This window comes from Rhizobium sp. HT1-10 (genome assembly GCF_049472505.1).
Taxonomy (GTDB): domain Bacteria; phylum Pseudomonadota; class Alphaproteobacteria; order Rhizobiales; family Rhizobiaceae; genus Rhizobium.
The window spans coordinates 177901-202830 of sequence record NZ_JBCEBQ010000004.1 but is presented as its reverse complement, the minus strand read 5'-3'; the positions used below and the strand labels follow the sequence as shown (position 1 = coordinate 202830).

Here is a 24930-nt window from a genome sequence, read left to right as displayed (position 1 = left end):
CCCGACGTCGTTTGCCCATTAGGAGCGTGGGGCTGCGGGGCGCGCAAGCGCGTTGTTATCGGGCAAAGCATTCCAAAATGGAATGCTTGCGACGGGCAGATCAGGCATCGCCTGACGGCACGGAAAGCTCGCCGAGGAGCCATTGCTTGAACCCTCTGACATTGGCACTGTCGGGCTGGCCGGCGCGATCCACCAGCCAATAGGATTCATGCCCCTCGATCTCGACATCCGAGAGCTGGACGAGCCTGCCATCGGAGAGATATTCGCCGACCATCCAGCGATCGACCACCGCCACGCCCAGGCCGTTGCAGGCGGCTTCGATGACCAGATCCAGCAGATCGAACTCCAGGCCGCCGCTGGTGTCGATGTCGGCAAGGCCTGCGGCGTCCAGCCAATGTTGCCAGGTCATGTAGCGCCGATCGGCGGAGGCCAAAACATGCAGGAAGGTGAGGCCGGAAAAGTCGATCGGCGCTGTTGCACGCCTGCCCTCCAGCAGCTGCGGCGCGCAGACCGCGATATGCCGCTCCGTCATCAGGATCCGGGCATCGAGCATCGGCCATTCTCCATCGCCGAAGCGGATGGCGCAATCGAGCAGGCTGCGTTCGGCAAGGCTATCGCGGAGCTCCGTGCTGATGCTGATTTCGACATCCGGAAGGGCCGCACGTAGGCGACCGAGGCGTGGCATCAGCCAGCGCTTGGCGAAGGTCGGGGGCACGTTGATGCGCAGCCTGTTGCGCGCGCTCTTGTCGACAATGCCACGGACGGCTTGTTCGACGCTGTGAAAGGCGTGCTGGAGGGTGGCGAAGAGCGCCGCGCCGGCGGCTGTCAATTCGAGATCGTGGTGTCGGCGGACGAGCAGCGGTTCGCCGAGCTGCTCCTCGAGATTGCGCACCTGGCGGCTGACGGCGCTCTGGGTCAGATTGAGCCGGGCCGCCGCCTTCGTGAAACTGCGGGTCTGTCCGACCACCTCGAACACCTTCATGGCGGACAGTGCCGGCAATTTGCGCATTGGATGTTCCCGTCCGATACCCGATGATCCTCCATAGCAGTTTCCATGGCGGAGAGAATGCGCGTTTGCGGCGGAGGTGGGCACAAAACACCCGTCCGTTGAGGTCGAAGGGCCGCATTTAGGAGCAGACAAATCTCTTCGCGCAAGGCCAAATTCGCGCTTGCCGTTCGCGCCGACACCCATATAATCAGGAATAAATATTTCCACATAGTGAAATTTAGGGGAACAGCATGGCTTTGAGTTGGCGGTTTTCGGCACTTGCGGACAGACATCGGGCGCTCGGCTCCAACCTCGAGGACTGGAGCGGCATGGGAACCGCCTGGACCTATGACAAGGATATCTACGAGGAGCACATCGCAATCCGCACCAAGGCCGGGCTGATGGACGTCTCGGGGCTGAAGAAGGTCCACCTGGTCGGGCCGCATGCGATCGCCGTGCTGGAATACATCACCACCCGCGACATGAGCAAAATCTATCCGGGTCGCTCCGTCTACGCCTGCATGCTCAACGACCGCGGCCATTTCACCGACGACTGCATCGTTTACCGCACCGGGCCGAACGCCTGGATGCTGGTGCATGGCTCGGGCACGGGCCATGAGGAGATCATGAAGCAGGCGCAGGGGCGCAATTGCGCCGTGCTGTTCGACGACGACCTGCACGATCTGTCGCTGCAGGGGCCGCTTGCTGTCGATTATCTGGAAAAATACGTCCCCGGCATCCGCGAGCTCAAATATTTCCACCACATGCAGACGACGCTGTTCGGCGCACCCGTGATGATTTCGCGCACCGGCTATACCGGCGAGCGCGGCTATGAGCTTTTCGTGCGCGGACAGGATGCCGGCATGATCTGGGACCGGATCGTCGACGAGGGCAAGGAGATGGGCATCATCCCTTGCTGCTTCAGCGTCCTCGACATGCTGCGGGTCGAGAGCTACCTGCTGTTCTTCCCCTACGACAATTCGCAGATGTATCCGTTCGACAACGAGCAGCCGGGCGACAGCCTCTGGGAGCTCGGGCTCGATTTCACCGTCAGCCCCGGCAAGGTCGGCTTTCGCGGCGCGGAGGAACATGCGCGCCTCAAGGGCAAGGAGCGCTTCAAGATCTTCGGCCTGCTGGTCGACGCCGACGGGCCGACAGATCTCGGCGACGAGGTCTGGGCCGACGGCCGCAAGGTCGGCGTGATCACCTGCCCCTGCTATTCAAAGCTCACCAACCGATCCATGGCGATCATGCGCGTCGAAGTGCCCTTCGCCACGCAGGGGGTGAAGCTGGAGGTCAAGGGCAAGACGGTGAATGCTCCCGCCATCGCCCACACGATCACCTTCGACGATCCGGAGAAGAAAAAGCGGACGGCGAAAGATTGAGAGGCGGAGCCCATGCTGGTGGCAGGGATAAAGAGCAGACCGGAATACAAGGGGCTCGAGATCGATCCCCATGCGCGGCGGCATCTTTTCGTTCTCGAGGGTGAAGGGGCGCGGGCTCTTCTCGAACGCGCAGGGACCGACGGCGGTGCCTTTCTGGCGAAGGCCGAGATCCTGTATCTGCCAGGCGGCTCGGCTGGCCAAAACCACGTCGCCGACCTCGCAGCGCTTGGCGCCGACATCGTCTGGACGGCGGCAGGTCTGCAGACGCTGCTGGGGCGTCTCAGCATCTGCCTCGCCAATGCCACCATGGGCCTGCGGATCTACATCGCCGGCAAGGAAGGCTTTATCGGCCAGATCATACAGGTGGCCCTCGATTTCGGCGTCGACTTCAATTCACTGAGGACCGAGCATCGGGGATCGCTCGCCCGGCGGGTGCAATGCGTCCACTGCAAGGGGTTTACCGACAATGTCACGGCTACGCCCTTCGTCTGTTCCCACTGCGGATTGTCGCTGCTTGTGCGCGACCATTACTCGCGGCGGCTTGGCGCCTTCCAGGGCGTGAACATCGACGCGGAGGCGCCCGGCACAGCGCCCGAGCCGGAGGAGCTTTTCCTGTGAGCATCAACACCGAAATGGCGGTCCGGGTCGCGGCCATCACGCGAGTCGCTGCGGCAGTCAAAACCTTCCGGCTGGAGCGAACAGACGGTGCGCCGCTGCCGGTGTTTTCCGGCGGTTCTCATATCGTCGTCTCGATGAACGACGGCGAGCAGCTACGGCGCAATCCCTATTCGCTGATGTCGCCTCCGGACGACACGTCGGGCTATGAAATCAGCGTGCTGCGCGTTGCCAATTCACGTGGGGGATCGGCCTTCCTGCACGACAGGCTGGAGGTCGGCGACCATCTCACCATCAGCCAGCCGGTCAACCTCTTTCCGGTCGACCACCGCGGGCGCAAGCACATCCTGATTGCTGGCGGCATCGGCATCACGCCATTTCTGGCGATGATGGAGCAGTTCACGCGCGACAACGTGGCCTTCGAGCTGCATTACGCCATGCGCTCGCGCACCCACGGCGCCTTCTGGCAGCAGCTGCTGCAGCGCTACGGACCGCGCCGGATCAAGATCTATTTCGACGACGAGAAAAACCTGATCCCCGTCGAGACGATCGTCGAGAACCAGCCGCTCGGGACGCATCTCTATGTCTGCGGCCCCTCGGGCATGATCGACGGCGTGTTGCTGACGGCGCTGGAGGCCGGCTGGCCGAAGGAAAACCTGCATGCGGAACGCTTTCTGGCGCCGCCCGCCGGCCTGCCCTTCCAGGTGATGCTGGAGCAGTCAGCCATGGCCATCACCGTCGGCGAGCACCAGAGTATCCTCGAGGCGGTGGAGGCTGCCGGCTGCGAGGCGCCTTACATGTGCCGCGGCGGCGCCTGCGGCCAGTGCGAGACGGCGGTGCTCTCCAGCGACGGCGCGCTGGAGCACAACGACGTCTACCTGTCGGAGGCGGAAAAGGCCGAGGGAAGGAAAATCATGATCTGCGTTTCGCGCTTCAAAGGCCAGCAGCTGGTGCTTCAACTTTAGCCCCGAAGGAGGGACCGGACGGATGACCATCAAGTTCAGACAGGAAACATTCCGCGACGATTTCACCTTCCGCAACAGCCCGGACAACATCCGGCGTTTCCCGTTTCCCTTCGACCGCGATGCCTACATGTATGCCGTCAACATGGAACCGCATGTGCGGGGCGCGCCCAACAGCGTCTTTGAAAACCTGATCGATGTCGACGAACATTATGTCGCCGAGATGCAGGACCGGGCGCTGGTGCTGAAGGAGGATCCGCTGCGCTGCCAGGCCCTGCCGCACATGATGTCGGCCCAGTGGGACACGCTGGAACTGATCATGGAGCACCAGGCGGCAGATTATCCGGAGCATTTCTCGCTCACGAAGGACGGAGACCGCTGGCACTGGATCAACCGGCCACTCGGCATCGACGACCGCTTCACCTTCGGCGATGCCTCGACCCTGCCCTATCCGCCGATGGAATATATCACTCGCCAGGCGCAGGGCGACTTCTGCATCGTCGACCAGCGCGACGGCAATCTGTGGATGGATGCCGGCATGGTGACCACCCAGGCCGACTGGTCGCTCGATTTCGACATCGGCATGAACTTCATGGAATGGCACGGACCGGTGCCGCTGGCCCACCAGATCGGTGTCTTCGACCGGGCGCTGAAATTCCTTTTGAACCTGCAGCAGGGCAAGCCGACGCGGCGGCTGAACTGGACGATGACGGTCAACCCACGCCTCGACACCAGCCCGGAAAACTACCCCAAATGGGGCCCGGACCGCCTGACGGTGACGCCGGAAAACGTCGGCCGGAAGATGCACCTTCGCGTGGAGCTTCAAAGCCTGTGGCGCCTGCCGCGTTCGAACGCCATCCTGTTCGTGATCCGCTGCTATCTCATCAGCCTCGAGGAGCTGGTCACTGTGCGGAAATGGGCGCGCCGCCTGCCGCGCGTTCTAGAAAGCTTGCCGCCCGAGATCGTCGACTACAAGGGCCTGACCCGCAACCGCCCGATCATGATCGACTGGCTGAGCACCTATGACGACGGGGCGCCGACAAGCCCGGGCATCTTTCCGGACTGACATTTCAAGACCACCGCCTTAATCAAAAAAACGAGGGAACTGACATGACGAGAGTTGCCGTGATCGGCGCTGGCCCCTCGGGCCTGGCGCAACTGAGAGCGTTCCAATCGGCCGCAGCCAAGGGTGCAGATATCCCCGAGATCGTCTGCTTCGAGAAGCAGGCCGACTGGGGCGGCCTTTGGAACTACACCTGGCGGACCGGGCTCGACGAATTTGGCGAGCCGGTGCACGGCAGCATGTACCGCTATCTTTGGTCGAACGGCCCGAAGGAATGCCTGGAATTTGCCGACTATTCCTTCGAGGAGCATTTCGGCAAGCCGATTGCCTCCTACCCGCCCCGCGCCGTTCTCTGGGACTACATCAAGGGTCGTGTCGAGAAGGCGGGGGTCCGGGACTGGGTGCGCTTCAGCACGCCGGTGCGGATGGTGACCTTCGACGAGGACAGCAAGACCTTCACGGTCACAGCGCACGACCGCGTCAACGACCGGATGTATGATGAGGTCTTCGACTATGTCGTCGTGGCGTCAGGCCATTTCTCGACGCCGCATGTTCCCTATTTCGAAGGCGTCGCCAGCTTCGGCGGCCGCGTCATGCATGCCCATGATTTTCGCGATGCACTGGAATTCAAGGACAAGGACATCCTCATCGTCGGCCGCAGTTACTCGGCCGAGGATATCGGTTCGCAGTGCTGGAAATACGGCGCCAAATCGGTCACCGTCAGCTACCGCAGCAAGCCCATCGGCTTTGCCTGGCCGGAACGCTTCGAGGAACGGCCGCTGCTGCAAAAGCTGGACGGCAAGACGGCCCATTTCAAGGATGGCAGCACCAAGCAGGTCGATGCACTGATCCTCTGCACCGGCTACCTGCACCATTTCCCCTTCCTGCCCGACAGCCTGCGCCTGAAAACCGCCAACCGCCTGTGGGCCGACGATCTCTATAATGGCGTCGTCTACGAGAAGAATCCGCAGCTCTTCTACATCGGCATGCAGGACCAGTTCTATACCTTCAACATGTTCGACGCCCAGGCCTGGTACGCCCGCGACGTCATCCTCGGCCGCATCCCCCTGCCCGACGCGGACGGCATGAAGGCGCATTTCGACACCTGGAGAGCGCGCGAGGAAGGGCTCGAGGACGCCGAGCAGATGATCTGGTTCCAGGGCGACTACGTCAAGGATCTGCTGGCGGCGACCGATTATCCGGACTTCGACATCGAGGGCGTCAACCGCACCTTCATGGAATGGGAGCACCACAAGGTGGAAAGCATCATGGGCTTCCGCGACAATGGCTATCGCTCGCTGATGACCGGCAACATGGCGCCCAAGCACCACACACCCTGGATCGAGGCGATGGACGATAGCCTGGAGGCCTATCTCAGGAACTAGCCGGCATAGCCAGCGCCGAACCCTTCGGTGCAACCTCGGGAAGCGGCTGCCAACGCGGCAGCCGTTAATCCTTTGCAAACCAAGTATTCATGCCCGTCTGAACCCCTACCGATTGCGACCGTTACCAGACCGCAACCCTTGGAGGTTCATATGTACACCCTATCCCCTGTGCCTTTTGTCGGCCTTGGCTTTCTCTTCGTCGCTCTTATCGGTTTTATCGCCGTGGCTGCATCGCTTGACGATCATGTCGATCTGATTGTCTGTGTTATCTGCTGGTACGCCCTCATCATACCCGGCGCAGCCCTGGCTCTTCACAGGGTGTTTCGCGAGGCACGGCTGTTCAACCGGCTGCAGCGGTAGCTGCTGTCGCATTTACCCATCGGAAACCAAGCTGGTTTGTCCTCGGCGGAAGAGCAATCGCTCTCGATTTCTACTGTAGATTATCGAAGTCCGCGTGTTAGAAGAGTCCTCTGACAACCGCCAGGGGGATGTTCGAAGAGTGAATGCTCCGCAGCCGCTGAAAGCTCTCTTGACGTCAAGGTCGGCCGCCTCGCTTCTCTGCGTTTTTCTGTTTGCGGTTCTTGCCCTCGCAAGTCTGATGATCTGGCAAAACTATAATGCCGCAATCGTCGCTGGCGAGGCGCGGGCGAAATCTTCGGCCCATGTCGTGGCCGCTCACCTGCAGTGGATGATCGAAGCCAGTGACCAGGCGCTCAGGCGCATCGACGCGGCTCTCGACGACAAACCCATAGAAGCCAATGCCGACACCGTTGCGGATATTACCCAGGCCGTCGGCGATCTGCCGGCCGGATTTCAATATTCGGTCTATGACGCGAACGGAGAGCTTCGGCACTCAAGCTTCTCCCATCCGACGGGCATCAATGTGGACGACCGTGGCTACTTCCGGCAATTGCAAGGCGGCCGAGAGGTCGTGATCTCCGAGCAGTTGCAGGAGCGCCTGAGCGGCCAGCACGTTTTTATCATAGCTCGGCGAATAGAGCGCAACGGCCAGTTCCATGGCGTCGCCAGCATCGCCATCCCTGCCCAAAAGATGGACGATTTCTGGAACTCGATGGCCTTGGGGCCACACTCCAGCGTTGGCGTCATCCGCTCTGACGGCAAGCTTGTTGCTCGCCACCCATCATTCGATGCGCCTCTGGATCTCAGCGGAACGCCGCTTTTCACCACCTACCTCCGCCAGAGCCCGAACGGCTTTTACCAGAGCGGCGGTTCGCCGGTCGACGGGGTAGCGCGCATCGTCGGTTACTGGCAGGTGGAAGGCTGGCCGCTGATCGCCACCGCCGGCATCGACAGAACGGAGGCCCTGGAGATATTCTGGTCAGGCCTCTACACCCAGGTTATTTTCGGCCTGCCGATCGTGATCATGATCATCGTCAGCGGAATATGGATCATCGCGCTGCTGAACGCCTTTGCCACGCGAAATATCGAGCTGGAACGGCTGCTTGAGCGCAATCAATTTCTGTTCCGAGAGATTCATCATCGCGTCAAGAACAACCTTCAGGCGGTTTCCGCCCTGGTGCGCCTGCAGCCGATTTCATCGCAAGCCCGCAGCGACATGGAGCGGCGGATCGCGGCGATGATCGCGGTGCATGAACAGATCTACGAAACCGACCAATTCGACCGCGTCGAAGTCGCACCTTACGCGGAACGGCTCGTCAAGGACATCGCCGCCGCCTACGATGCCCATGTCACGATCGAAACAAGCCTTGGTCAGGTCACCGTCGATCGCGACCAAGCGCTGCCGATCGGGATGATCATCAATGAAGTTGTCTCCAACGCTTTCAAATATGCTTTCATCGGTCGGTCGGACGGCCGCCTGGTCGTAGAACTCTTCGGCGAGAGCGATGGCACCGCGGTTTTCATGGTACGCGACGATGGCCCAGGCATCGACACCGGGCTTGATCGCAAAGGCATGGGCAGCCGTTTGATCGCTGGTTTCGTGGCCCAGATCAACGGCAGCTATAACTATGAAAGCGGGAACGGCACCTGCTTCACGATGCGCTTTCCGGCCAATCGCCCATCTTAGTTGTAGACGGCGCGGTAGCCCTGGCTTGAGACGCAGGACATGTACTTCATCCTAGCCGCAGCCTCCGCCTGGCTCTCCTGCGCGGGAACTTCGCCTGGCAATACGCCTGGACCATTCATCCTGGCGCGTCTGGCGAATTCCTCCTTCTGCCGATCATAAGCTGCGTCGGCATCGCCGACGCACAAGACATGCACGACCTGGGGAAACTGGGCGGGACTACCGACAGGCAGAAGAAGAGGCTGGCCGACATGATCGACGCAGGCTGATAACGCGACGGCAACGCCGAGCATTGCTATTGGACGGCGGCGGTTTTTCATCATCACGTTCCGAATGTCTCTCACAGGCTGCTAAGCCGAACCCTATGTCTCGCAAGCTTGCCGGAGGCTTATATGAGGCGATTGCCGTGATACTTTATGAGGCTGATAGACGCTCATCGGCCTTATTCCCCTTCAAAGGTGACACGACAACGTCGAGAACCGCCCGGGGTGATGCGGCGCCGACGGATGCAGGCGTTATTTGCCAGGTGGAGGCTTGCGCGAAACATTGTCGCCGGCCTTCGGATCAAGGCGCCAGCAGTCGATGGTAGCGAGGAGAGCGACGATACCCAGAAGGACGAAGCCGAGGCGGAATTCGATGGCTGGCAAGGCAAGGCCCAGCGGCGGCGCAATGAGCTGGCCGAGGCGGATGCCGATAGCGCCGAGCGCAATGCCCATGCCCATGGTCAGTTGAAAAGCCGTGCTGAACAGCGTGTTGGCACCTGTCATCTGCGGCTTGGGTATGTCTGCAAAGGCAATGGTGTTCAGCGCGGTGAAGTGCATCGAACGACACATGCCGCCGATGAAAAGCACCGGGATGATGAAAGCGAGCGACGAACTCGGCGAAAACAACGCGCAGGCGGCAATGAAGACGGCGTTGAGGACACCATTGACCAGCAGGACAGGACGGAAGCCGTAGCGACGCAGGATCGGCGTCGTTGCCGGCTTGATCAACAGATTGCCGGCAAAAACGGCCAAAGTCATCATGCCGGCCTCGAACGCCCCGAGCCCGAAGCCGACCTGGAACATCAGCGGCAACAGGAAGGGGACCGCGCCGATCGCCATGCGGAACAGCGACCCGCCCCACAGGGCAACCGCAAATGTCTGCTGGCTAAGGCCGGAGAAGTCGATCAGCGGATGATCGACGCGGCGAAAGTGTAGGATCGCGAAAACCAGCAGTACGGTGCCGACGGCAAGATAGCTTCCGGCCGATAGCCACTGCGGATCGGTGCGGCCGATGATTTCCAGGCCGTACATGAAGGTTGCCAGGCCAAAGCCGCTGGCAACGAAGCCAGTCCAATCGAACGGCCGTTTCTCCGGCTGAAGCCCCTTCGGAATGAGCATCAGCGCGAAGACGAAAGCCAGGATGCCGAGTGGCAGGTTGAGAAAGAAGATCCAGCGCCAGCTGGCATGATCCGTGAGAAAGCCTCCCAGCGGCGGGCCCAGCACCGGCGCCACCAGCGCCGGCCAGGTGATGGTCGCGATCGCCGAAATCAGCTTTTCCTTGGGCGTGTTGTTCAGCACCAGCAACCGTCCGACAGGCACCATCATCGCGCCTCCCACCCCCTGCAGTATCCGCATCGCCACGAAGCTGCCGATGCCCTGCGCCAGGCCGCAGAGGACGGAGGCCAGGGTGAAGACGACGACCGCCGACGAGAAAACCAGCCGGGCACCAAACCGATCGCTGATCCAGCCGCTGATCGGGATGAAGATGCCGAGCGTCAGCAGATAGGCGCTCATGCCGATGTTGAGATCGACCGGCCTTGCACCGAACGAGGCCGCCATCTGCGGCAAGGCGGTGGCGATGACCGTCCCATCGAGGTTTTCCATGAAGAAGGCACCGGCGACGAGCAGCGCCAGAAATAAAGACCGCGATCCGGCTGTCTTGGCGGTATCGCCTTGGTGCTGTGTCGATGCGTTTGCCATGAAAAATCCAGATCGGTTCTGCCGGCTTAGTGGGACATTGCTTCCTTCGCATCGACCTTCGGTGCGGCACCACCGGTGCGATGGGCGACGGGAATGAGCCAGGTGGTCAGGAATGTCAAAACAGCAACGACGAAAACACCCCAGAAACTCCAATGCAGCGCCGCATTGAAGACCGCCCGGATGGCGGGGTTGCTGGAGAGATCGGAGAGGCCGGTCGGCTGGTTCAGCACGTCATGGAGCTGCGTCGCCAACGCACCGCTGCCGAAATGGGCAATGCCGAGATTGAGGATCGAGCCCAGCGCCGTCGCGCCCAGCGTATTGCCGAGGCTGCGCGAGAAGAGGATCGAGGCGGTGGCGCTGCCGCGCTCCGACCAGTCGACGCTGTCCTGTACCAGCACGATGCTGGTCAGGCTGATCAGCCCCATGCCGAAGCCCATGAAGAAGGCCCCGATGCCAGCGGGAATAGGCGTGCTGTCGGGTGTCAGGAACAGCAGGAAGGTTGCTCCGAACGGAAACAGCAGACTGCCGACCCTGAGGGTGCGACGGATGCCGAATGTGCGGAATAATTTCGGCGACAACACCACTGCGAGCGGCCAACCGACGATCAGCATGGTCAGCGTGAAGCCCGCCTCCAGCGAGGAGCGGCCGAGCACGCCTTGGACAAAGATCGGCAGCACCGTGGTGAGCCCGATCAGCGCCATGCCGGCCAAAAGCGTCGCGGCGTTGCTGGTGGCGATCAGCCGTCGGCTCCACAGGGCAATCGAGATCAACGGCTCGGGGGCGCGTTTCTCCTGCAACAGGAACAGGACGCCGGACACGGCAAAGAGAAGCCCGAAGCCGCCGAGGACGGCGGCACCAGCATCCGTTTCCGTCAGGATGATCAGCAGCGAGACAATGGAAATCGAAAACAGGATGGTGCCGAGATAATCGATATGGACCACGCGCGGCTCGATCTTCTCCTTCAGGAACAGGACGAATCCCGCAATCGTCAGGGCGCCAAGCGGCAGGTTGATCCAGAAGATCCAGGCCCAGGTCAGGTGATCGACGATGATGCCGCCGGCAAGCGGACCGACCACCGCCGAGATCGCCCAGACGCTTGCCAGCACCCCCTGCACCTTGGCCCGTTCCTCGAGCTTATAGAGGTCGCCGACAATCGTCGTGGTGACGGGCTGGATGGCACCGGCACCGATGCCCTGGACAAGCCGGAAGACGATCAACGAGGTCATCGACCAGGCAAAGCCCGCCAGCGCCGAACCGACGAGGAAGATCAGGATGCCAATGATCAGGATCGGTTTGCGACCGAAGATGTCTGAGAGCTTGCCGTAGATCATCGTCGTCGTCGACTGCGCGAGCAGAAAGGCCGAGAAAACCCAGCTGTAATAGGTAAAGCCGCCGAGCTGCCCGACGATGCGCGGCATAGCCGTCGCCACAATGGTAGCTTCGATGGCGACCATGAAGGTGGCAAGGACGATGGCGCCGATAACCAACGGACGCTTTGAGCGATCGACAAAATCGGTCATCGATATTCCTTTCAGACGAATGCGTCTGCAGCACAAGTCGGCCAGCCGTGTCTACGGCATCGGCTCGGCGATGGATGTGTTGTTATCAACGAAGGGGAAGAAGCAGGCGAAGCTCCTCGACAACCGGCCTGCTCGGACTTGGATGGCATTGAATATTTCCCGCCAGCGAAGTCAATATCGCTCCGTGGACAAAAAGGAAGGGAGACTTCATATTTTCGTTCATCGGTGATTCCGATACACGGTCACGCGATGAGCCGACCGTGGTCGTGATTGACACGGCCGGATCCGGGACATCTTATCGCCGCCACAACTCATGCCCCGATGTCATGGAGAATAGCTTGCCTGAAACCCTGTTCGATATCCCCCTGAAGCGCGCCGACGGCCGTCCCGCCACGCTCAACGACTACCGTGGCCAGGTGATCCTCGTGGTCAACGTCGCTTCGAAATGCGGGCTGACGGTACAATACGAGGCACTCGAAAAGCTCTATGAGGACAAGCGCGACCGCGGGTTCACTGTCGCCGCCTTCCCGGCCAACGACTTCAAGGACCAGGAGCCCGGTAGCGACGCGGAGATCATGACGTTCTGCCAGTCGACCTATGATGTGCAGTTCCCGGTGTTTTCAAAGATCTCCGTCAGAGGCGAGGCCAAGCACCCGCTTTACAAGACGCTGACCACCGCCTCCATCCCGACAACGGGCGATGGTCCGATGCGCGAGCGGCTGAAGGGCTATGGCATAGAAACGGGCGCTGCCGGCGAAGTTCTCTGGAATTTCGAAAAGTTCCTGATCGATCGCAAGGGGTCGGTCGTTGCCCGTTTCGCGCCCGATGTCACGCCGGATGACCCCCGTCTTCTCGCCGCCCTCGACGAACAGCTGGCCAAGACCGCCTGACGCGGTCCGGCAAACCGAGTGACGGACGTCTGCCGCCGCGCCCGATCAGCTGCTGAGGTCAGCGACCTTGGCAGTGAGGTCGGCGATATAGGCGTCGGCATTGAGCTCATTGCCGGTAGCCGCCACCAGGATCTCGCTCGGGCTCTTCGAGCGACCGTGCTGGTGGACGTTGTCGTGGAGCCAGGATTTCAGCGGCGTGTAGTCGCCGGTGTCCAGGCCACTTTCGACCGCGTCATCCTTCCGAGCCTCCGCGAACAGCTGCGACGACATGATGTTGCCGACGGTATAGGTCGGGAAGGAGCCGACCATGCCGGACGACCAGTGCACGTCCTGCAGGACGCCGAGCGTATCGGTGGGCACATCGAGGCCGAGATAGGACTTGACCTTGTCGCGCCAGATCGCCGGCAGATCGGCGACCCGGATCTCGCCCGCCATCAGCCCCGCCTCGATCTCCGAGCGCAGCATGATGTGGAAATCGTAGGTCAATTCGTCGGCCTCGACGCGGATGAGGCTCGGGCGGGCGGCGTTGATGACGCGCCAGAAATCGTCGACCGTAACGTCCGAGAGCTGCTCCGGGAAAACGGCCTTCAGCTCGTGGAAATGCAGGTCCCAGAACCGGCGCGAGCGGCCGACGCGGTTTTCCAGCAGCCGCGACTGGGATTCGTGCGTGCCGAAGCTCGTGCCGCCGACGGCGTAGAGATTGACGAAATCGGTCGTGAAGGTCGACCGCGAGAACTGCTCCGAGATGCCCTGCTCGTAGAGCCCGTGGCCGGCTTCGTGCCAGACCGCGAACAGGCCGCCGGGCAGCCAGGTTTCGCGGAAGCGGCCTGTGATACGGACATCGGCGCGGGTGAAGGATATCTCGAACGGATGGACGGCATCGTCGAGCCGACCGCGACCGAAGTCGTAACCGAGCCGCGTCGCCATCATGCTGGAGAACTGGCGCTGCCGGTCGACGGGATAGGCGCGATCGAGGATCTCGCCGCGCACCTTCGCCTCCTTGGCTTCAGCCAACAGCGGGATCAGCGATTGCTGTAGCTGCCCATAGAGCACCTGCAGCTTCGACCAGCGCATGCCGGGCTCGTAGGTCTCGACCAGCGCGTCGTAGGGATGCTCCTCATAGCCGAGGGCTCCGGCGATCTCGCGCTGCATGTCCATGGTGCGCTCGAGAACGGGCGCGAAGCCGGCAAAGTCATCGGCGGCGCGGGCCTTTACCCAGTCGGCCTGGGCCTGCGTCTTCAGGGTCGTCGAGGCCGCGACGAGCTGCGCCGGGATGCGCGACAGCTTGGCGATGGAGGCGGCCGCCTGTTCCACGGCGACGAGGCGCAGGTCATCCGATGGGGCGCCGGCAAGCTCCGCGCGGGCGGTCTCGATGGCGCGTTGCAGAGCGTCGCCGGTTGCCATGTCACGCGCGACACCAACCAGCGTGGCGATCTGCTGGCCGCGGGCCTCGACGCCCCCTGCTGGCATCATGGTGCGCGAATCCCAGGTCAGGAGGTTCACGGCGCAGAGAATATCGTTGATCCGGGCAACTTCGGTTTCGAAGACAGCAAAGCTCATGGGAAAAGGCTTTCAGGCGTTGGGGAGCGCTTCGGGGGCGCCGAACTCGGTGAGGTGGCAGGCGGCATATTGGCCGTTGCCGCGTGGCGTCAGCACGGGCCGCTCGACGAGGCAGCGCTCGAAGACATGAGGACAGCGCCCGGCAAAGGGACAGCCGACCGGCAGGTTCATCGGGCTCGGCAGCTCGCCACGGGTGGCGGCGGTCCGGTTGCGGCGGGTCGGGTCGAGCTCGGGCGCGGCATCGAGCAGCGCCTTGGAATAGGGATGGCGCGGCGATGTGAACAGCGCCTCGGAGGGGCTGACCTCCATCACCTGGCCAAGATACATCACGGCGACCCGATGGGAGATATGACGCACCAGCCTGAGGTCGTGGGCAACGAAGACGACGGTGAGCTGGAGCTTTTCCTGCAGCTGCAGCAAGAGGTTGACCACCTGCGCCTGGACGGAGACGTCGAGCGCCGAGACAAGTTCGTCGGCGACGATGACATCCGGCTCGACGGCAAGCGCCCGGGCGATGCCGATGCGCTGTCGCTGACCGCCGGAGAACTCGTGCGGATAGCGGCCCGCCGCATCTTGCGGCAGGCGCACCAGTTCAAGCAGCTCCGCAATGCGGTTCGGTATCTCCGCCTTCGGCCGCATCTTGTGCACACCGAGCGCCTCGCCGAGCATCTGGGCCACCGTCATGCGCGGATTGAGCGAGGAATACGGATCCTGGAAAATCATCTGGACCCGGCGGTTGAAGCCACGTCGCTCGGATGGCTTCAGCTCGGCAATATCCTTGCCCTCGAAGCGGATGGCGCCGCCATCGGGATCGAGCAGGCGCACCATGCAGCGCGCCAGGGTCGACTTTCCACAGCCGGATTCGCCGACGATGCCGAGCGTCTCGCCCCTGTTGACCTCAAGGTTGACGTCGCTCAGCGCATGGACGGCCAGCGGCGGCTTGCCGGACAATCGCCGCGTCAGAGAATAGGGACCGGCAAAGCGCTTGGTGACGCCATCGATGGATATAATCGGCATTGGCCCGCTCATAGGATGGCCTCCGCCGCCGCAACACGCTCATGGTGGAAGCAGGCCGCCAGCCGGCCGGGGGCGACCGGTGCCAGAGGCGGCCTTTCGCGCCGACATTGCTCCGTGGCAAAGCTGCAGCGGGGATGAAAGGCGCAGCCATCCGGCAGGTCCGTCAGGCTCGGCGGCGTGCCGTCGATCGACGACAGCATGGTGCGCACCGCCCGACCGCGCGGCACCGAGCCGAGCAGGCCCCGGGTGTAGGGATGGCGCGGCTGCGCGAACACATCGACCACAGTGCCGGTTTCGACGATCCGGCCGGCATACATGACAGCCATCCGGTCGCAGGTGGCGGCCACGACGCCGAGGTCATGGGTGACCAGCACGACGCTCATCGCCAGGCGGTCGCGCAGGTCGAGTAGCAATTTCAGGATCTGGTCCTGGATCGTCACGTCGAGCGCCGTCGTCGGCTCGTCGGCCAGCAGCAGTTTTGGCGAACAGGCGAGCGCGATGGCGATCATCGCCCTCTGGCGCATGCCGCCGGAGAACTGATGCGGATATTCGTTCAGCCGACGCTCAGCATCCGGGATGCCGACGATGGTCATCAGCTCCAGTGCCCTTGCACGGCGCTCGCGGCGACCGAGGCCGGTATGGGCGCTGAGGTTTTCCACGATCTGCAGGCCAACCGGCAGCACCGGATTGAGCGCCGTCATCGGCTCCTGGAAAATCATCGCGATTTCGCTGCCGCGAACGCGTCTGAGCTCCTCGTCGGACATGGCGACCAGGTCGCGGCCGCCCCACTCGACGCGACCCGTGACCTTGCCCGGCTCACGGATCAGCCGCATGACGGAGCGCAGCGTGACACTTTTTCCCGAGCCGGATTCGCCGACCAAGCCGACGACCTCGCCGGGCGCGACATCGAAATCGATATCGGCGGCGGCGATCGCCTGGCCCCGTGCTGTTTCGAACGTCGTCGTCAGGCCGCGAACCACCAGGCCGCTGTTGTCGCTTGCCGGCATCATCGGCGTATCCTCAAAAGTTCTGCGACGCCATCGCCGGCGAGGCTGAATCCGAGCCCCGTCAGGACGATCGAGATGCCGGGAAACACCGAGATCCACCAGGCGGTCGTCATGTAGTTCTTGCCATCGGCGATCTGGACGCCCCATTCGGAGGCCGGCGGCTGGGCGCCGAGGCCCAGATAGCCGAGGCTCGACCCGAGCAGGATGGCGAGCGCCATGTCGGTCATCCAGTAGACGATGGCCGGCGTGATGGCGTTCGGCAAAAGGTGGCGGAAGACGATGCGCGTCGAGGTGTATCCCATCACCCGGCCGGCATCGGCGTAGTCAAGCCGCTTCTGCACCTTGACCTCGGCCGCGACGATCCTGGCATAAAAGACCCAGCCGACGACGCCGATTGCCACATACATGTTGCCGAGACCCGGACCCAGCACAGAGACGACGGCGATGACGAGGACCAGGAAGGGAAAGGTGAGGACGGCATCGACGATGCGGCCGAAAACAATCTCCGTCCATCCTCCGGCATAGCCGACGAAGGCGCCGACCAGGGTTCCGAAGATGAATGGCCCGGTGGTGGCGAAGACAGCGATCTGCATGTCGATCGTATAGGCATGGATGACGCGGGAGAGGACGTCGCGACCAAAACTGTCGGTGCCGAAGGGATGGGCCCAGCTCGGCCCCTTCAACAGCGCGTTGTAGTCGAACGCCGTCGGATCGTAGGGCGCAAACCAGCCGGGGAAGAAGGCGAGCAGCAGGCTGAGGAAAAGGATCAGGCCGCCTAACATCAGCGTCTTCGGCCAGCTTCCGGGCTTCAGCCGCCATTTGCTGCGTGGTATCTCGCTAACGGCGCTCATCGGGCAACCCTCGGGTCGAGCCAGGCCTGGACGATGTCGGTCACAAGGAAGGTCAGGCAAACCAGCACGGCGAGCGCGATGGTGAGGCCCTGCAGGACCGGGTAATCGCGACCGTAGATGCTGTCGATCATCAGGCGCCCCGCACCGGGAACCGCGAACACAGTCTCGGTGATGACGCCGCCGCCCAGCAGCGAGCCGATCTGCAGGCCGAAAAGGGTGATGGTCGAGATCAGCGCGTTGCGCAGCACGTGGCGGATGAGGATGACGCGCGACCGCAGACCCTTGGAGCGGGCAAAGTCGACATATTCCGCATTGATGACGCCGATGATGGCGGTTCGCAGGTTGCGCATCAGCACGGCGGCAAAGCTCAGCGCCAGCGTCAGGGCCGGGAGGAAGAGATGGTAGAGCTTGCTACCGAACGTGTCTCCATAGCCGCCAACCGGAAACCATTTGAGGTTCGCCGCAAACACGGTGAGCAGCAGGATACCGATGTAGAACACCGGCATCGACAGGCCGACCTGGAAGGTGCCGCGAATGACGGTATCGGCGGCCTTCTCGCGGCGAAGGGCGGCAACGAAGGCCAGCGGTACGGCAAGCAGCAGCGCGATGACAGCCGCCATGCCGATGAGCATCAGCGTGACAGGCAAACGCTGGGCGATCAGATCAACGACCGGCGTCTTCAGCGTGATGGAATCCCCGAGATCACCGGTGGCGATGCGGCGGACGAAGTAGAAAAACTGCACGAGGACCGGTTTGTCGAGGCCGAGGCTGGCGTTGATGCGGGCGACATCCGCATCGCGGGCGCGGTCGCCGAGCATGGCGCTGGCGGGATCCCCCGGAAGAAGCCGGATCAGGACGAACGTCACGATCAGAATGAACACGACGGTCGGGATCATCTGCAGAATGCGACGGACTATATAACTGAACAATGGCACAGTGCCGCCCTCGTATTCCGGGTGATATCACGGGTGCCGCAGACAGCCCCGAGGGCCGCCTGCGGCGATTGCGATATCACTTATCGAGCCAGGTCTTGGTGAAGATGTTGTTGCCGAGCGGGATCTGCAGGAAGCCATGGACCTTCTTGCTGAGCGCCACCGGATAGGGCGTCTCATAGAGCGGCACGATCGGACCTTCGGCATTGTAGATCGCCTGGATGCGGGCATAGTCGGCCGCGCGCTTGGTCACGTCGATTTCCTTCTGCGAGGTCTCGAACAGCTTGTCGGCCTCATCACTCTTCCAGCCGGTATGCAACGCGCCGATGTTCGGCGAGTAGACGAAGTAGGAGGTGATCTCGTTCGGATCGGCGATATCGTCCGTCCAAGCGGCTTCGCGCATGGCGAAGGTGCCGGCGCGGTACTGGGCCGTACGGCTGGCATTGTCGACCTGCTGCAGGTCGAGCTTGATGCCGATCTGACCCCACATCTGCTGCAGCGCCGTGGCGATGCCGATTTCGTCCTGGTTGCCGGCGAGAACCAGCAGGCTGGTCGAGAAGCCTTTTTCGAAGCCGGCTTCCTTCATCAGGCTCTTCGCCTTTTCGATATCGTAGGGGAACAGCGGCTTGTCGCCGGTGTGCAGCGGCGTGGCCGACGACATGTAGGAGGTCATCGGCTTGCCGACGCCATGGGTGACGATCTGGATGATCGCTTCCTTGTTGGCCGCATAGTTCATCGCCTCGCGCACCTTGGCGTTGGACAGCGGGTTGTCCTTGCCGTCAAGCTGCGGCCTCGTGTTCAGCGTGATGTACTGGACACGGGTCGAGGGATAGAGCTCCATGTTCAGGTTGCCGGCCGACTTCAGCTCATCGACGCGCGAATAGGGAATGAACTCAGCGCCATCGAGTTCGCCGGAGTTGAGCTTGAGGATGCGGGTCGCGTCGTCGGGGATGACTTCGAAATTGATGCCGTCGAGATAGGGCAGCGCCTTTCCGTCCTCGCCCATGCCCCAGTAATAGGGGTTGCGCACCAGCTTCATGGTCGAGCCGCGATCCCAGGATTTTAGCATGAACGGACCCGAACCGATCGGATGCTCGGCGAAGGCCTTGGCCTTTTCGGCATCCGTCGTGCCGGCGGCGGCCTCGAAGGCCTTTTGCGGCATGATGCCGGTGTTGAAGACGGTGAGCGCCGTCAGGATTGCCGGATCGGCGTGCTTCAGCTTGATGACGACGGTCTTGTCACCCTCTGTCGTCACATCGGCGATCGAGCCGACGATGAAAGTCCATTCGCCGTTATCGGGCGTGGCGGCGCGCTTCAACGACCAGGCGACGTCCTGCGGCGTGATCGGCGTGCCGTCCGAGAACTTGATTCCGTCGCGCAGGGTAACCGTGACACTGAGACCGTCGTCGGCGAGCTTCCAGGCGGAGGCCAGACCGGCCTGCACGCCCTTGCCGTCGTCGGTCGGCAGCAGCAACGTATCGTAGAGGTTCGACAGAACCCAGATGTCGACATTGGCGTCGTTGAGCACCGGCTCGAGGAAAAGGCTATCGGCGTAGCGCCCGTAGTTGAGGGTTCCGCCGCGCTCGACGGCATAGGCCGATACGCTGGTGCCGAGAAGAAGTCCGGCGACGAGGGCCGCCTTGGCGATCGTTTTCATTGCATTCCCCTTGTTCTAATAAACGCTTAAAGTGTTCTTGTTGACTATAACGATTTCACGCGTTTCCGGCTGAGTCAACTGATTTCTTATAGGGTTGAACTATTGCCAAGCGCCCGGTTGACATGGGAAAAATGACGGAGCAGGATAATCGTCATAGTTCACTATAACAGCCAGATTGTGCCTTGACATGGAGTTCTTCATCGACCGCGAGTTGCCTGTTCCGCTGAGGACACAGCTCCATGGTCTCATCGAATACGGCATTGCCTGCGGCGAGCTGATGCCCGGCGAGACGCTGCCGTCCGTGCGCGAACTTGCCGAGAAAATCGGCGTGGCGCCGATGACGGTGAGCCAGGTCTATGCCGACCTCAAGGTCGCCGGCCTGATCGATGCGCGGCCGGGCTCTGGCACGTTCGTTACCGACAGCCGGCAGGCCCGCCTTGCCGGCCGAAACGATACCGCCAACCTGCACCGGCAGATCGACCAGCTGATCGACGAGAGCCACACGCTTGGCATCCGGGCGACGGAACTGGTGTCGATGATCAGTTCGCGCATCTTCTATCGCGACAGCATCGGACCGCGGCTGCGGATCGTCATGGTAGGGCTTTTTCCGGAGGCGACGGCCAGCTACGCCCGCTTCATTGCAGCAAGGCTCGGGCGCGGCGTCACCGTCGAGCCCCTGACAATATCTGCCATCGAGCGCGAGACGAATGCCAAGGCGCGGGCGAACTCGGCCGATCTCGCCATCACCTTTGCCAACCGCCATCGGGAAGTCGCAGGTCTGCTGCCGAACACCAAGGTGGTGTCCATCAGCTTCACTCCGGCCGAAGAGACCCGGATGTCGCTGGCCTCGCTCGATTCGCTCGCATCGATTGCCGTTGTCTCGCGCTTTCCGGACTTCCTGCCGATCATGAAGAGCGGCGTGCAGCGTTTTGCGCCTCATGTCACCGAGATCACGGCCGCAACGCTTGAGACGCCGGGCCTCGATGCCCTGCTGGCGCGCGCAAGCGTGCTGATCCATGCCTCGGGCGCCGAAGACGCGATTGCCCTTGCCCCCGCCGGCATCCAGACGATCGAATACCGCCATGCGCCCGATACCGCCGATATCGAGCGGGTCATCGTTCCCATCATCCGCGCCGCCGGCGTCCCGCAGCCGCAGGCAGAGGTGCCAGCTGTTCTCCAGCCCGCGCCGCAGCCGATCATTCAGAGCTAAAAGGAATGACCATGAAGATCTCCGATACCAACTGGCAGCAGATCGAGACCTATCTGAAGACCGACGACCGGGCGATCCTGCCGCTCGGCAGCACCGAGCAGCACGCCCATCTGTCGCTGTCGGTCGATTCGATCCTCGCCGAGAAGATCGCTCTCGACGCCGCCGAGCCGCTGGGCATTCCGGTGTTTCCGGTGCTGGCCTATGGCATCACACCCTATTTCCTCGCCTATCCCGGCACCATCAGCCTGCGCCAGGAGACCTATATCCGCATCGTCCGCGATATCCTCGATGGACTGCGCTTGCAGGGTTTCCGCCGCATCTTGATCGTCAACGGCCATGGCGGCAACCAGCCGGCCGGCAGCCTTGCGGTCGAGTGGATGGCCGACAATCCCGACACATCGGTCAAGTTCCACAACTGGTGGAATGCGCCGAAGACCTTTGCCAAGGTCCAGGACATCGACACCGTCGCCTCGCACGCCTCGTGGATGGAGAACTTTCCCTGGACGCGGCTGCCGGGCGTTGTCCAGCCGACCCAGCAGAAGCCGATGGTCGACCTCGCCCATATGCGCGCCATGAACCCCGCCGGCGTCAAGGCGCTGCTCGGCGACGGCAACTTCGGCGGCTACTATGAACGACCGGACGAGGAAATGCAGGCGATCTGGGATGTTGCCGTCCAGGAAACACGTGATCTTCTCGAGGGAGGCTGGGCATGAGCACGCCTGTAGTCATCTGGGGCGCCGGCGCCATCGGCGGAACGCTGGGCGCCGCCTTCATCCGTGCCGGCCAGGAGGTCATCTTTGTCGACAACGCCGCCGACCATGTGGCTGCCATCAATGAGAAGGGCCTGACGATCGAAGGGCCGATCTTCCAGGACACGATCAAGGCCAAGGCCGTCCTGCCGGAGCAACTGGAAGGCGTCTACGAGCGCATCTATCTCTGCGTCAAGGCCCACCACACCGAGGCGGCAAGCCACGCACTCGTCGATCATCTGGCCTCCGACGGCTATGTGGTGTCTGCCCAGAACGGCTTGAACGAGCAGGTCATCGCGCCGGTGGTCGGCATCCACCGGGTGATCGGCTGCTTCGTCAATTTCGGCGCAGATTACCTGTCGCCCGGCGTGGTCCATTACAGCGGGCGCGCAGCCGTGGTCGTCGGGGAGCTCGACGGCAGGACCACCGAGCGGGTGGAAGGAATCCACCGCCTGCTGCATCAATTCGACGACAAGGCGATCCTGACCGACAACATCTGGGGATTTCTCTGGGGGAAACTCATCTATGGCGCTCTGCTGTTCGGCACCGCCCTGACAAATGACAGCATCGCCGATGTCCTTGCCAATCCGCGCTATCGCCCGGTGCTGACAAAGCTGGCGCTGGAAGTCGGTCGCGTGGCGGGCGCCAACAACATCAAGCTGGAGGCCTTCAACGGCTTCGATCCCGCCGCCTTCTCCCCGAACGCAACAGCTGCGGAAACCGAACGCTCCTTCGACGAGATGGTGGCGCATAACCGCACCTCGTTGAAATCCCATTCCGGCATCTGGCGCGACCTTGCGGTGCGCAAGCGCAAGACCGAGGTCGATGCGCAGGTCCAGCCGGTGGTCGAGGTCGGCCGCTCGCTCGGCGTGCCCACGCCGATCGCCGCGCGACTGGTGGAGATGATCCACGAAATCGAGGATGGCAAGCGGGCCCTCTCGCTCAGCAATCTCGACGAGTTGGAGCGCGCGGCATGAACATCGATTTTGCTGGCAAGACGGTCATCGTCACCGGTGCCGCCCATGGCTTCGGCCGGGCCATTGCGCTTGCCTTTGCTTCCCGCGGGGCAACCGTTCACGCCTGCGATGTCAACGAGGCAGGTCTGGCGGAAACTGCGGCGCTTGGCGAAAATGTTCGCACCCATCTTCTGGATGTCGGCGACCGTAGCGCCGCCCAGCGGCTGATTGCCGGCATCGAGGCTGAAGGTGCTACCGTCGACATCCTCGTCAACAATGCCGGCGGCGTGCGCGGCCAGGTGGGGCGGCCGATCGAGGAAATTTCCGAGGAGGACTGGCAGTCGATCTTCGACGTCAACCTGTCCGGCGCCTTCTTCATGGCGCAAGCCGTGGCACCCGGCATGAAAAGACAGAAATACGGGCGTATCATCAACATTTCCAGCGGTGCCGGGCTCGGCATCTCCCTCACCGGCATCCAGGCCTATGCCAGTGCCAAGGCCGGCCAGATCGGCCTGACGCGGCAGCTGGCACACGAACTCGGCGCCTGGAACATCACTGTCAACAACGTCGCACCCGGCTTCGTGCGCTCCAATCCGACGACGGAACGACAGTGGGATGCGATGGGCGAGGACGGACAGGCGAAGCTTCTCCAGAATATCGCTCTGAAGCGGCTGGGCGTGCCGGACGATATCGCGGCCATGGTGCTGTTTTTTGCCTCGGACTTTGCGGGCTGGGTCTCCGGCCAGGTGATCAGCGTGGATGGCGGCAAATGAGCGAGATGGAAGATTATCTCGATGCGCATTTTGAAGAGGCGCTGGAAGACCTGAAGGCCTTCTGCCGCATCCCAAGCGTCAGCACCGATACGGCCTATATCGACGGAATTGCGGCAGCTGCTGACTTCGTTGCCGACCGTCTGAGGCGCGCCGGGTTTTCGGCGGTCGAACTGCTCAAGACCGGCGGCCATCCGGCTGTTTACGGTGAGCTGATCGGCGATCCCTCCCTGCCCACATTTCTGGTCTACGGCCATTACGACGTGCAGCCGCCGGACCCGCTGGACAAGTGGCAGACACCACCCTTCGAACCGACGGTGCGCGACGGACGGCTCTATGCCCGCGGCGTCTCCGACGACAAGGGGCCGCTGCTGATCTCGATTCTCGTCGCCGAGGCCTTCATGAAGACGGACGGCCGGCTGCCGGTCAATCTCAAGGTGCTGATCGAGGGCGAGGAAGAGTCCGGCAGCCCGCATTTCGAGGCGACGCTCGAGACCTTTCGCGACAAGCTCGACTGCGATCTCGTCATTTCCGCCGATGGCGCGATGTGGCGGCCCGACCGGCCGTCGATGACGGTGGCCAGCCGTGGCCTAGTGGCCATGGACGTCTCTGTCACCGGCGCCGCCAAGGACCTGCATTCGGGCCGGCACGGCGGCAGCGCCCCCAATCCGATCCGAGCCCTGGCGACGCTGCTGGCCTCGCTCCATGGTGACGATGGAAGGGTGGCCGTCGATGGCTATCTCGACGACACGGCACCGCCCGACCCGTCCATCATTGCGGCTATCGAGGCAGCCGAATTCGACGCCGGCGCCTATTATCGCGACATCGGCGTGTCGGCACCATTGCCGGTCACCGACGGCCGCGAGCTGCTGATTCGCCAGTGGCTCGAGCCGACGCTGGAGTTCAATGGAATTGCCGGCGGCTACCAGGGCGAGGGAACGAAGACCGTTATCCCCTCCTCCGCCAGCGCCAAGATCACCTGCCGGCTGATCGCCGGACAGAAGCCCGAGCACATTCTTTCCGTCGTCGGCCGCCACCTGCAGGCAAGACTGCCGGCTGGCTTCACGCTCGACATCCATCGGCATGGGCCGGGCAGCGAAGCCTTTTTCGTCGATCCGGATTTGCCAGCGCTTGAGGTCGCGGAAGGCGTGCTGGAGGAGTTGCTCGGACAGAAGCCCCTGCGTGTCGCCATGGGCGCCACCATCCCGATCGGGGCGGCTTTTCGCAAGCATTTGGGCCGCGAGGCAATATTCTTTTCCTTCTCGACCTCGGACGAGGATTATCACGCGCCGAACGAGTTCTTCCGGCTGGCCAATTTCCGCATCGGCCTGACGGCCTGGACGATGTTGCTCACCCGATTGGGAAGGGCCGGGGCTTGATCGCCCCGCCCATGTCGCGCATCAAA

At 62.5% G+C, this 24930-nt stretch carries 23 protein-coding genes; 13 read left to right on the top strand and 10 right to left on the bottom strand.

Annotated elements, in window-relative coordinates; all coding sequences use genetic code 11:
* Nucleotides 1-100: 100 nt before the first annotated feature.
* Nucleotides 101-1009: a LysR substrate-binding domain-containing protein gene (locus VH564_RS12540; RefSeq protein WP_423340171.1), complete on the bottom strand. Its 909-nt coding sequence runs from the start codon at nt 1007-1009 to the stop codon at nt 101-103.
* Nucleotides 1010-1239: 230 nt separating this feature from the next.
* On the opposite strand from VH564_RS12540, the gene VH564_RS12535 reads away from it, so the two are divergent.
* The 7 genes from VH564_RS12535 to VH564_RS12505 all read left to right on the top strand — a co-directional run bounded on the left by VH564_RS12535 (nt 1240) and on the right by VH564_RS12505 (nt 8445).
* Nucleotides 1240-2373: an aminomethyltransferase family protein gene (locus tag VH564_RS12535; protein WP_423340170.1), complete on the top strand. Its 1134-nt coding sequence runs from the start codon at nt 1240-1242 to the stop codon at nt 2371-2373.
* A 12-nt stretch (nt 2374-2385) separates the two neighbouring features.
* Nucleotides 2386-2991, top strand: a complete 606-nt coding sequence (locus VH564_RS12530; protein ID WP_423340169.1) for a dimethylamine monooxygenase subunit DmmA family protein — start codon at nt 2386-2388, stop codon at nt 2989-2991.
* Nucleotides 2988-3953: a PDR/VanB family oxidoreductase gene (locus tag VH564_RS12525; protein ID WP_423340168.1), complete on the top strand. Its 966-nt coding sequence runs from the start codon at nt 2988-2990 to the stop codon at nt 3951-3953. The genes VH564_RS12530 and VH564_RS12525 overlap by 4 nt, the downstream gene beginning before the upstream one ends.
* A 22-nt stretch (nt 3954-3975) precedes the next feature.
* Nucleotides 3976-5016: a heme-dependent oxidative N-demethylase family protein gene (locus tag VH564_RS12520; protein WP_423340167.1), complete on the top strand. Its 1041-nt coding sequence runs from the start codon at nt 3976-3978 to the stop codon at nt 5014-5016.
* Nucleotides 5017-5060: 44 nt separating this feature from the next.
* Nucleotides 5061-6398, top strand: a complete 1338-nt coding sequence (locus VH564_RS12515; RefSeq protein ID WP_423340166.1) for an NAD(P)-binding domain-containing protein — start codon at nt 5061-5063, stop codon at nt 6396-6398.
* 150 nt (nt 6399-6548) lie between these two features.
* Entirely contained in the window at nt 6549-6758 is a 210-nt protein-coding gene (locus VH564_RS12510; protein ID WP_423340165.1) for a hypothetical protein, read from the top strand.
* 238 nt (nt 6759-6996) lie between these two features.
* Complete coding sequence (locus VH564_RS12505; RefSeq protein WP_423340164.1) at nt 6997-8445, top strand: sensor histidine kinase; 1449 nt, start codon at nt 6997-6999, stop codon at nt 8443-8445.
* Here the strand turns inward: VH564_RS12505 and VH564_RS12500 are convergent.
* The 3 genes from VH564_RS12500 to VH564_RS12490 all read right to left on the bottom strand — a co-directional run bounded on the left by VH564_RS12500 (nt 8442) and on the right by VH564_RS12490 (nt 11926).
* Nucleotides 8442-8762, bottom strand: a complete 321-nt coding sequence (locus VH564_RS12500) for a hypothetical protein (protein ID WP_423340163.1) — start codon at nt 8760-8762, stop codon at nt 8442-8444. The two genes, VH564_RS12505 and VH564_RS12500, sit on opposite strands and share 4 nt — an antisense overlap.
* A 195-nt stretch (nt 8763-8957) precedes the next feature.
* Nucleotides 8958-10406 carry a DHA2 family efflux MFS transporter permease subunit gene (locus VH564_RS12495; RefSeq protein ID WP_423340162.1) on the bottom strand — a complete coding sequence of 483 codons (1449 nt, stop codon included), beginning with the start codon at nt 10404-10406 and terminating at the stop codon, nt 8958-8960.
* 26 nt (nt 10407-10432) lie between these two features.
* Entirely contained in the window at nt 10433-11926 is a 1494-nt protein-coding gene (locus VH564_RS12490; RefSeq protein ID WP_423340161.1) for an MDR family MFS transporter, read from the bottom strand.
* Between the two features lie 338 nt (nt 11927-12264).
* On the opposite strand from VH564_RS12490, the gene VH564_RS12485 reads away from it, so the two are divergent.
* A complete protein-coding gene (locus VH564_RS12485) occupies nt 12265-12816 on the top strand; it encodes a glutathione peroxidase (RefSeq protein WP_423340160.1) in 552 nt (183 codons plus the stop codon).
* A 45-nt stretch (nt 12817-12861) separates the two neighbouring features.
* On the opposite strand, the gene VH564_RS12480 is transcribed toward VH564_RS12485, so the two are convergent.
* The 6 genes from VH564_RS12480 to VH564_RS12455 all read right to left on the bottom strand — a co-directional run bounded on the left by VH564_RS12480 (nt 12862) and on the right by VH564_RS12455 (nt 19840).
* Nucleotides 12862-14376, bottom strand: a complete 1515-nt coding sequence (locus VH564_RS12480) for a carboxypeptidase M32 (protein ID WP_423340159.1) — start codon at nt 14374-14376, stop codon at nt 12862-12864.
* A 12-nt stretch (nt 14377-14388) separates the two neighbouring features.
* Nucleotides 14389-15393 (bottom strand): ABC transporter ATP-binding protein, encoded by a 1005-nt coding sequence (locus VH564_RS12475; RefSeq protein WP_423340158.1) that lies wholly within the window; start codon nt 15391-15393, stop codon nt 14389-14391.
* An 8-nt stretch (nt 15394-15401) separates the two neighbouring features.
* Nucleotides 15402-16400 carry an ABC transporter ATP-binding protein gene (locus VH564_RS12470; protein ID WP_423340523.1) on the bottom strand — a complete coding sequence of 333 codons (999 nt, stop codon included), beginning with the start codon at nt 16398-16400 and terminating at the stop codon, nt 15402-15404.
* Nucleotides 16400-17251: an ABC transporter permease gene (locus VH564_RS12465; protein WP_423340157.1), complete on the bottom strand. Its 852-nt coding sequence runs from the start codon at nt 17249-17251 to the stop codon at nt 16400-16402. The genes VH564_RS12470 and VH564_RS12465 overlap by 1 nt, the downstream gene beginning before the upstream one ends.
* Entirely contained in the window at nt 17248-18186 is a 939-nt protein-coding gene (locus VH564_RS12460) for an ABC transporter permease (protein ID WP_423340156.1), read from the bottom strand. Before VH564_RS12460 ends, VH564_RS12465 begins: the two co-directional genes overlap by 4 nt.
* Before the next feature lie 76 nt (nt 18187-18262).
* Complete coding sequence (locus tag VH564_RS12455) at nt 18263-19840, bottom strand: ABC transporter substrate-binding protein (protein ID WP_423340155.1); 1578 nt, start codon at nt 19838-19840, stop codon at nt 18263-18265.
* A 187-nt stretch (nt 19841-20027) separates the two neighbouring features.
* On the opposite strand from VH564_RS12455, the gene VH564_RS12450 reads away from it, so the two are divergent.
* From VH564_RS12450 to VH564_RS12430, 5 genes are read left to right on the top strand one after another with little or no spacing between them, the layout of a single operon-like run.
* Complete coding sequence (locus tag VH564_RS12450) at nt 20028-21050, top strand: GntR family transcriptional regulator (RefSeq protein WP_423340154.1); 1023 nt, start codon at nt 20028-20030, stop codon at nt 21048-21050.
* A gap of 11 nt (nt 21051-21061) precedes the next feature.
* The gene (locus VH564_RS12445; protein ID WP_423340153.1) at nt 21062-21763 is read left to right on the top strand and encodes a creatininase family protein; all 702 of its coding nucleotides are present in this window, start codon (nt 21062-21064) and stop codon (nt 21761-21763) included.
* Entirely contained in the window at nt 21760-22776 is a 1017-nt protein-coding gene (locus tag VH564_RS12440; RefSeq protein WP_423340152.1) for a ketopantoate reductase family protein, read from the top strand. Before VH564_RS12445 ends, VH564_RS12440 begins: the two co-directional genes overlap by 4 nt.
* The gene (locus tag VH564_RS12435; protein ID WP_423340151.1) at nt 22773-23528 is read left to right on the top strand and encodes an SDR family NAD(P)-dependent oxidoreductase; all 756 of its coding nucleotides are present in this window, start codon (nt 22773-22775) and stop codon (nt 23526-23528) included. Before VH564_RS12440 ends, VH564_RS12435 begins: the two co-directional genes overlap by 4 nt.
* Nucleotides 23525-24904, top strand: a complete 1380-nt coding sequence (locus tag VH564_RS12430; RefSeq protein ID WP_423340150.1) for a dipeptidase — start codon at nt 23525-23527, stop codon at nt 24902-24904. Before VH564_RS12435 ends, VH564_RS12430 begins: the two co-directional genes overlap by 4 nt.
* Nucleotides 24905-24930 lie beyond the last annotated feature (26 nt).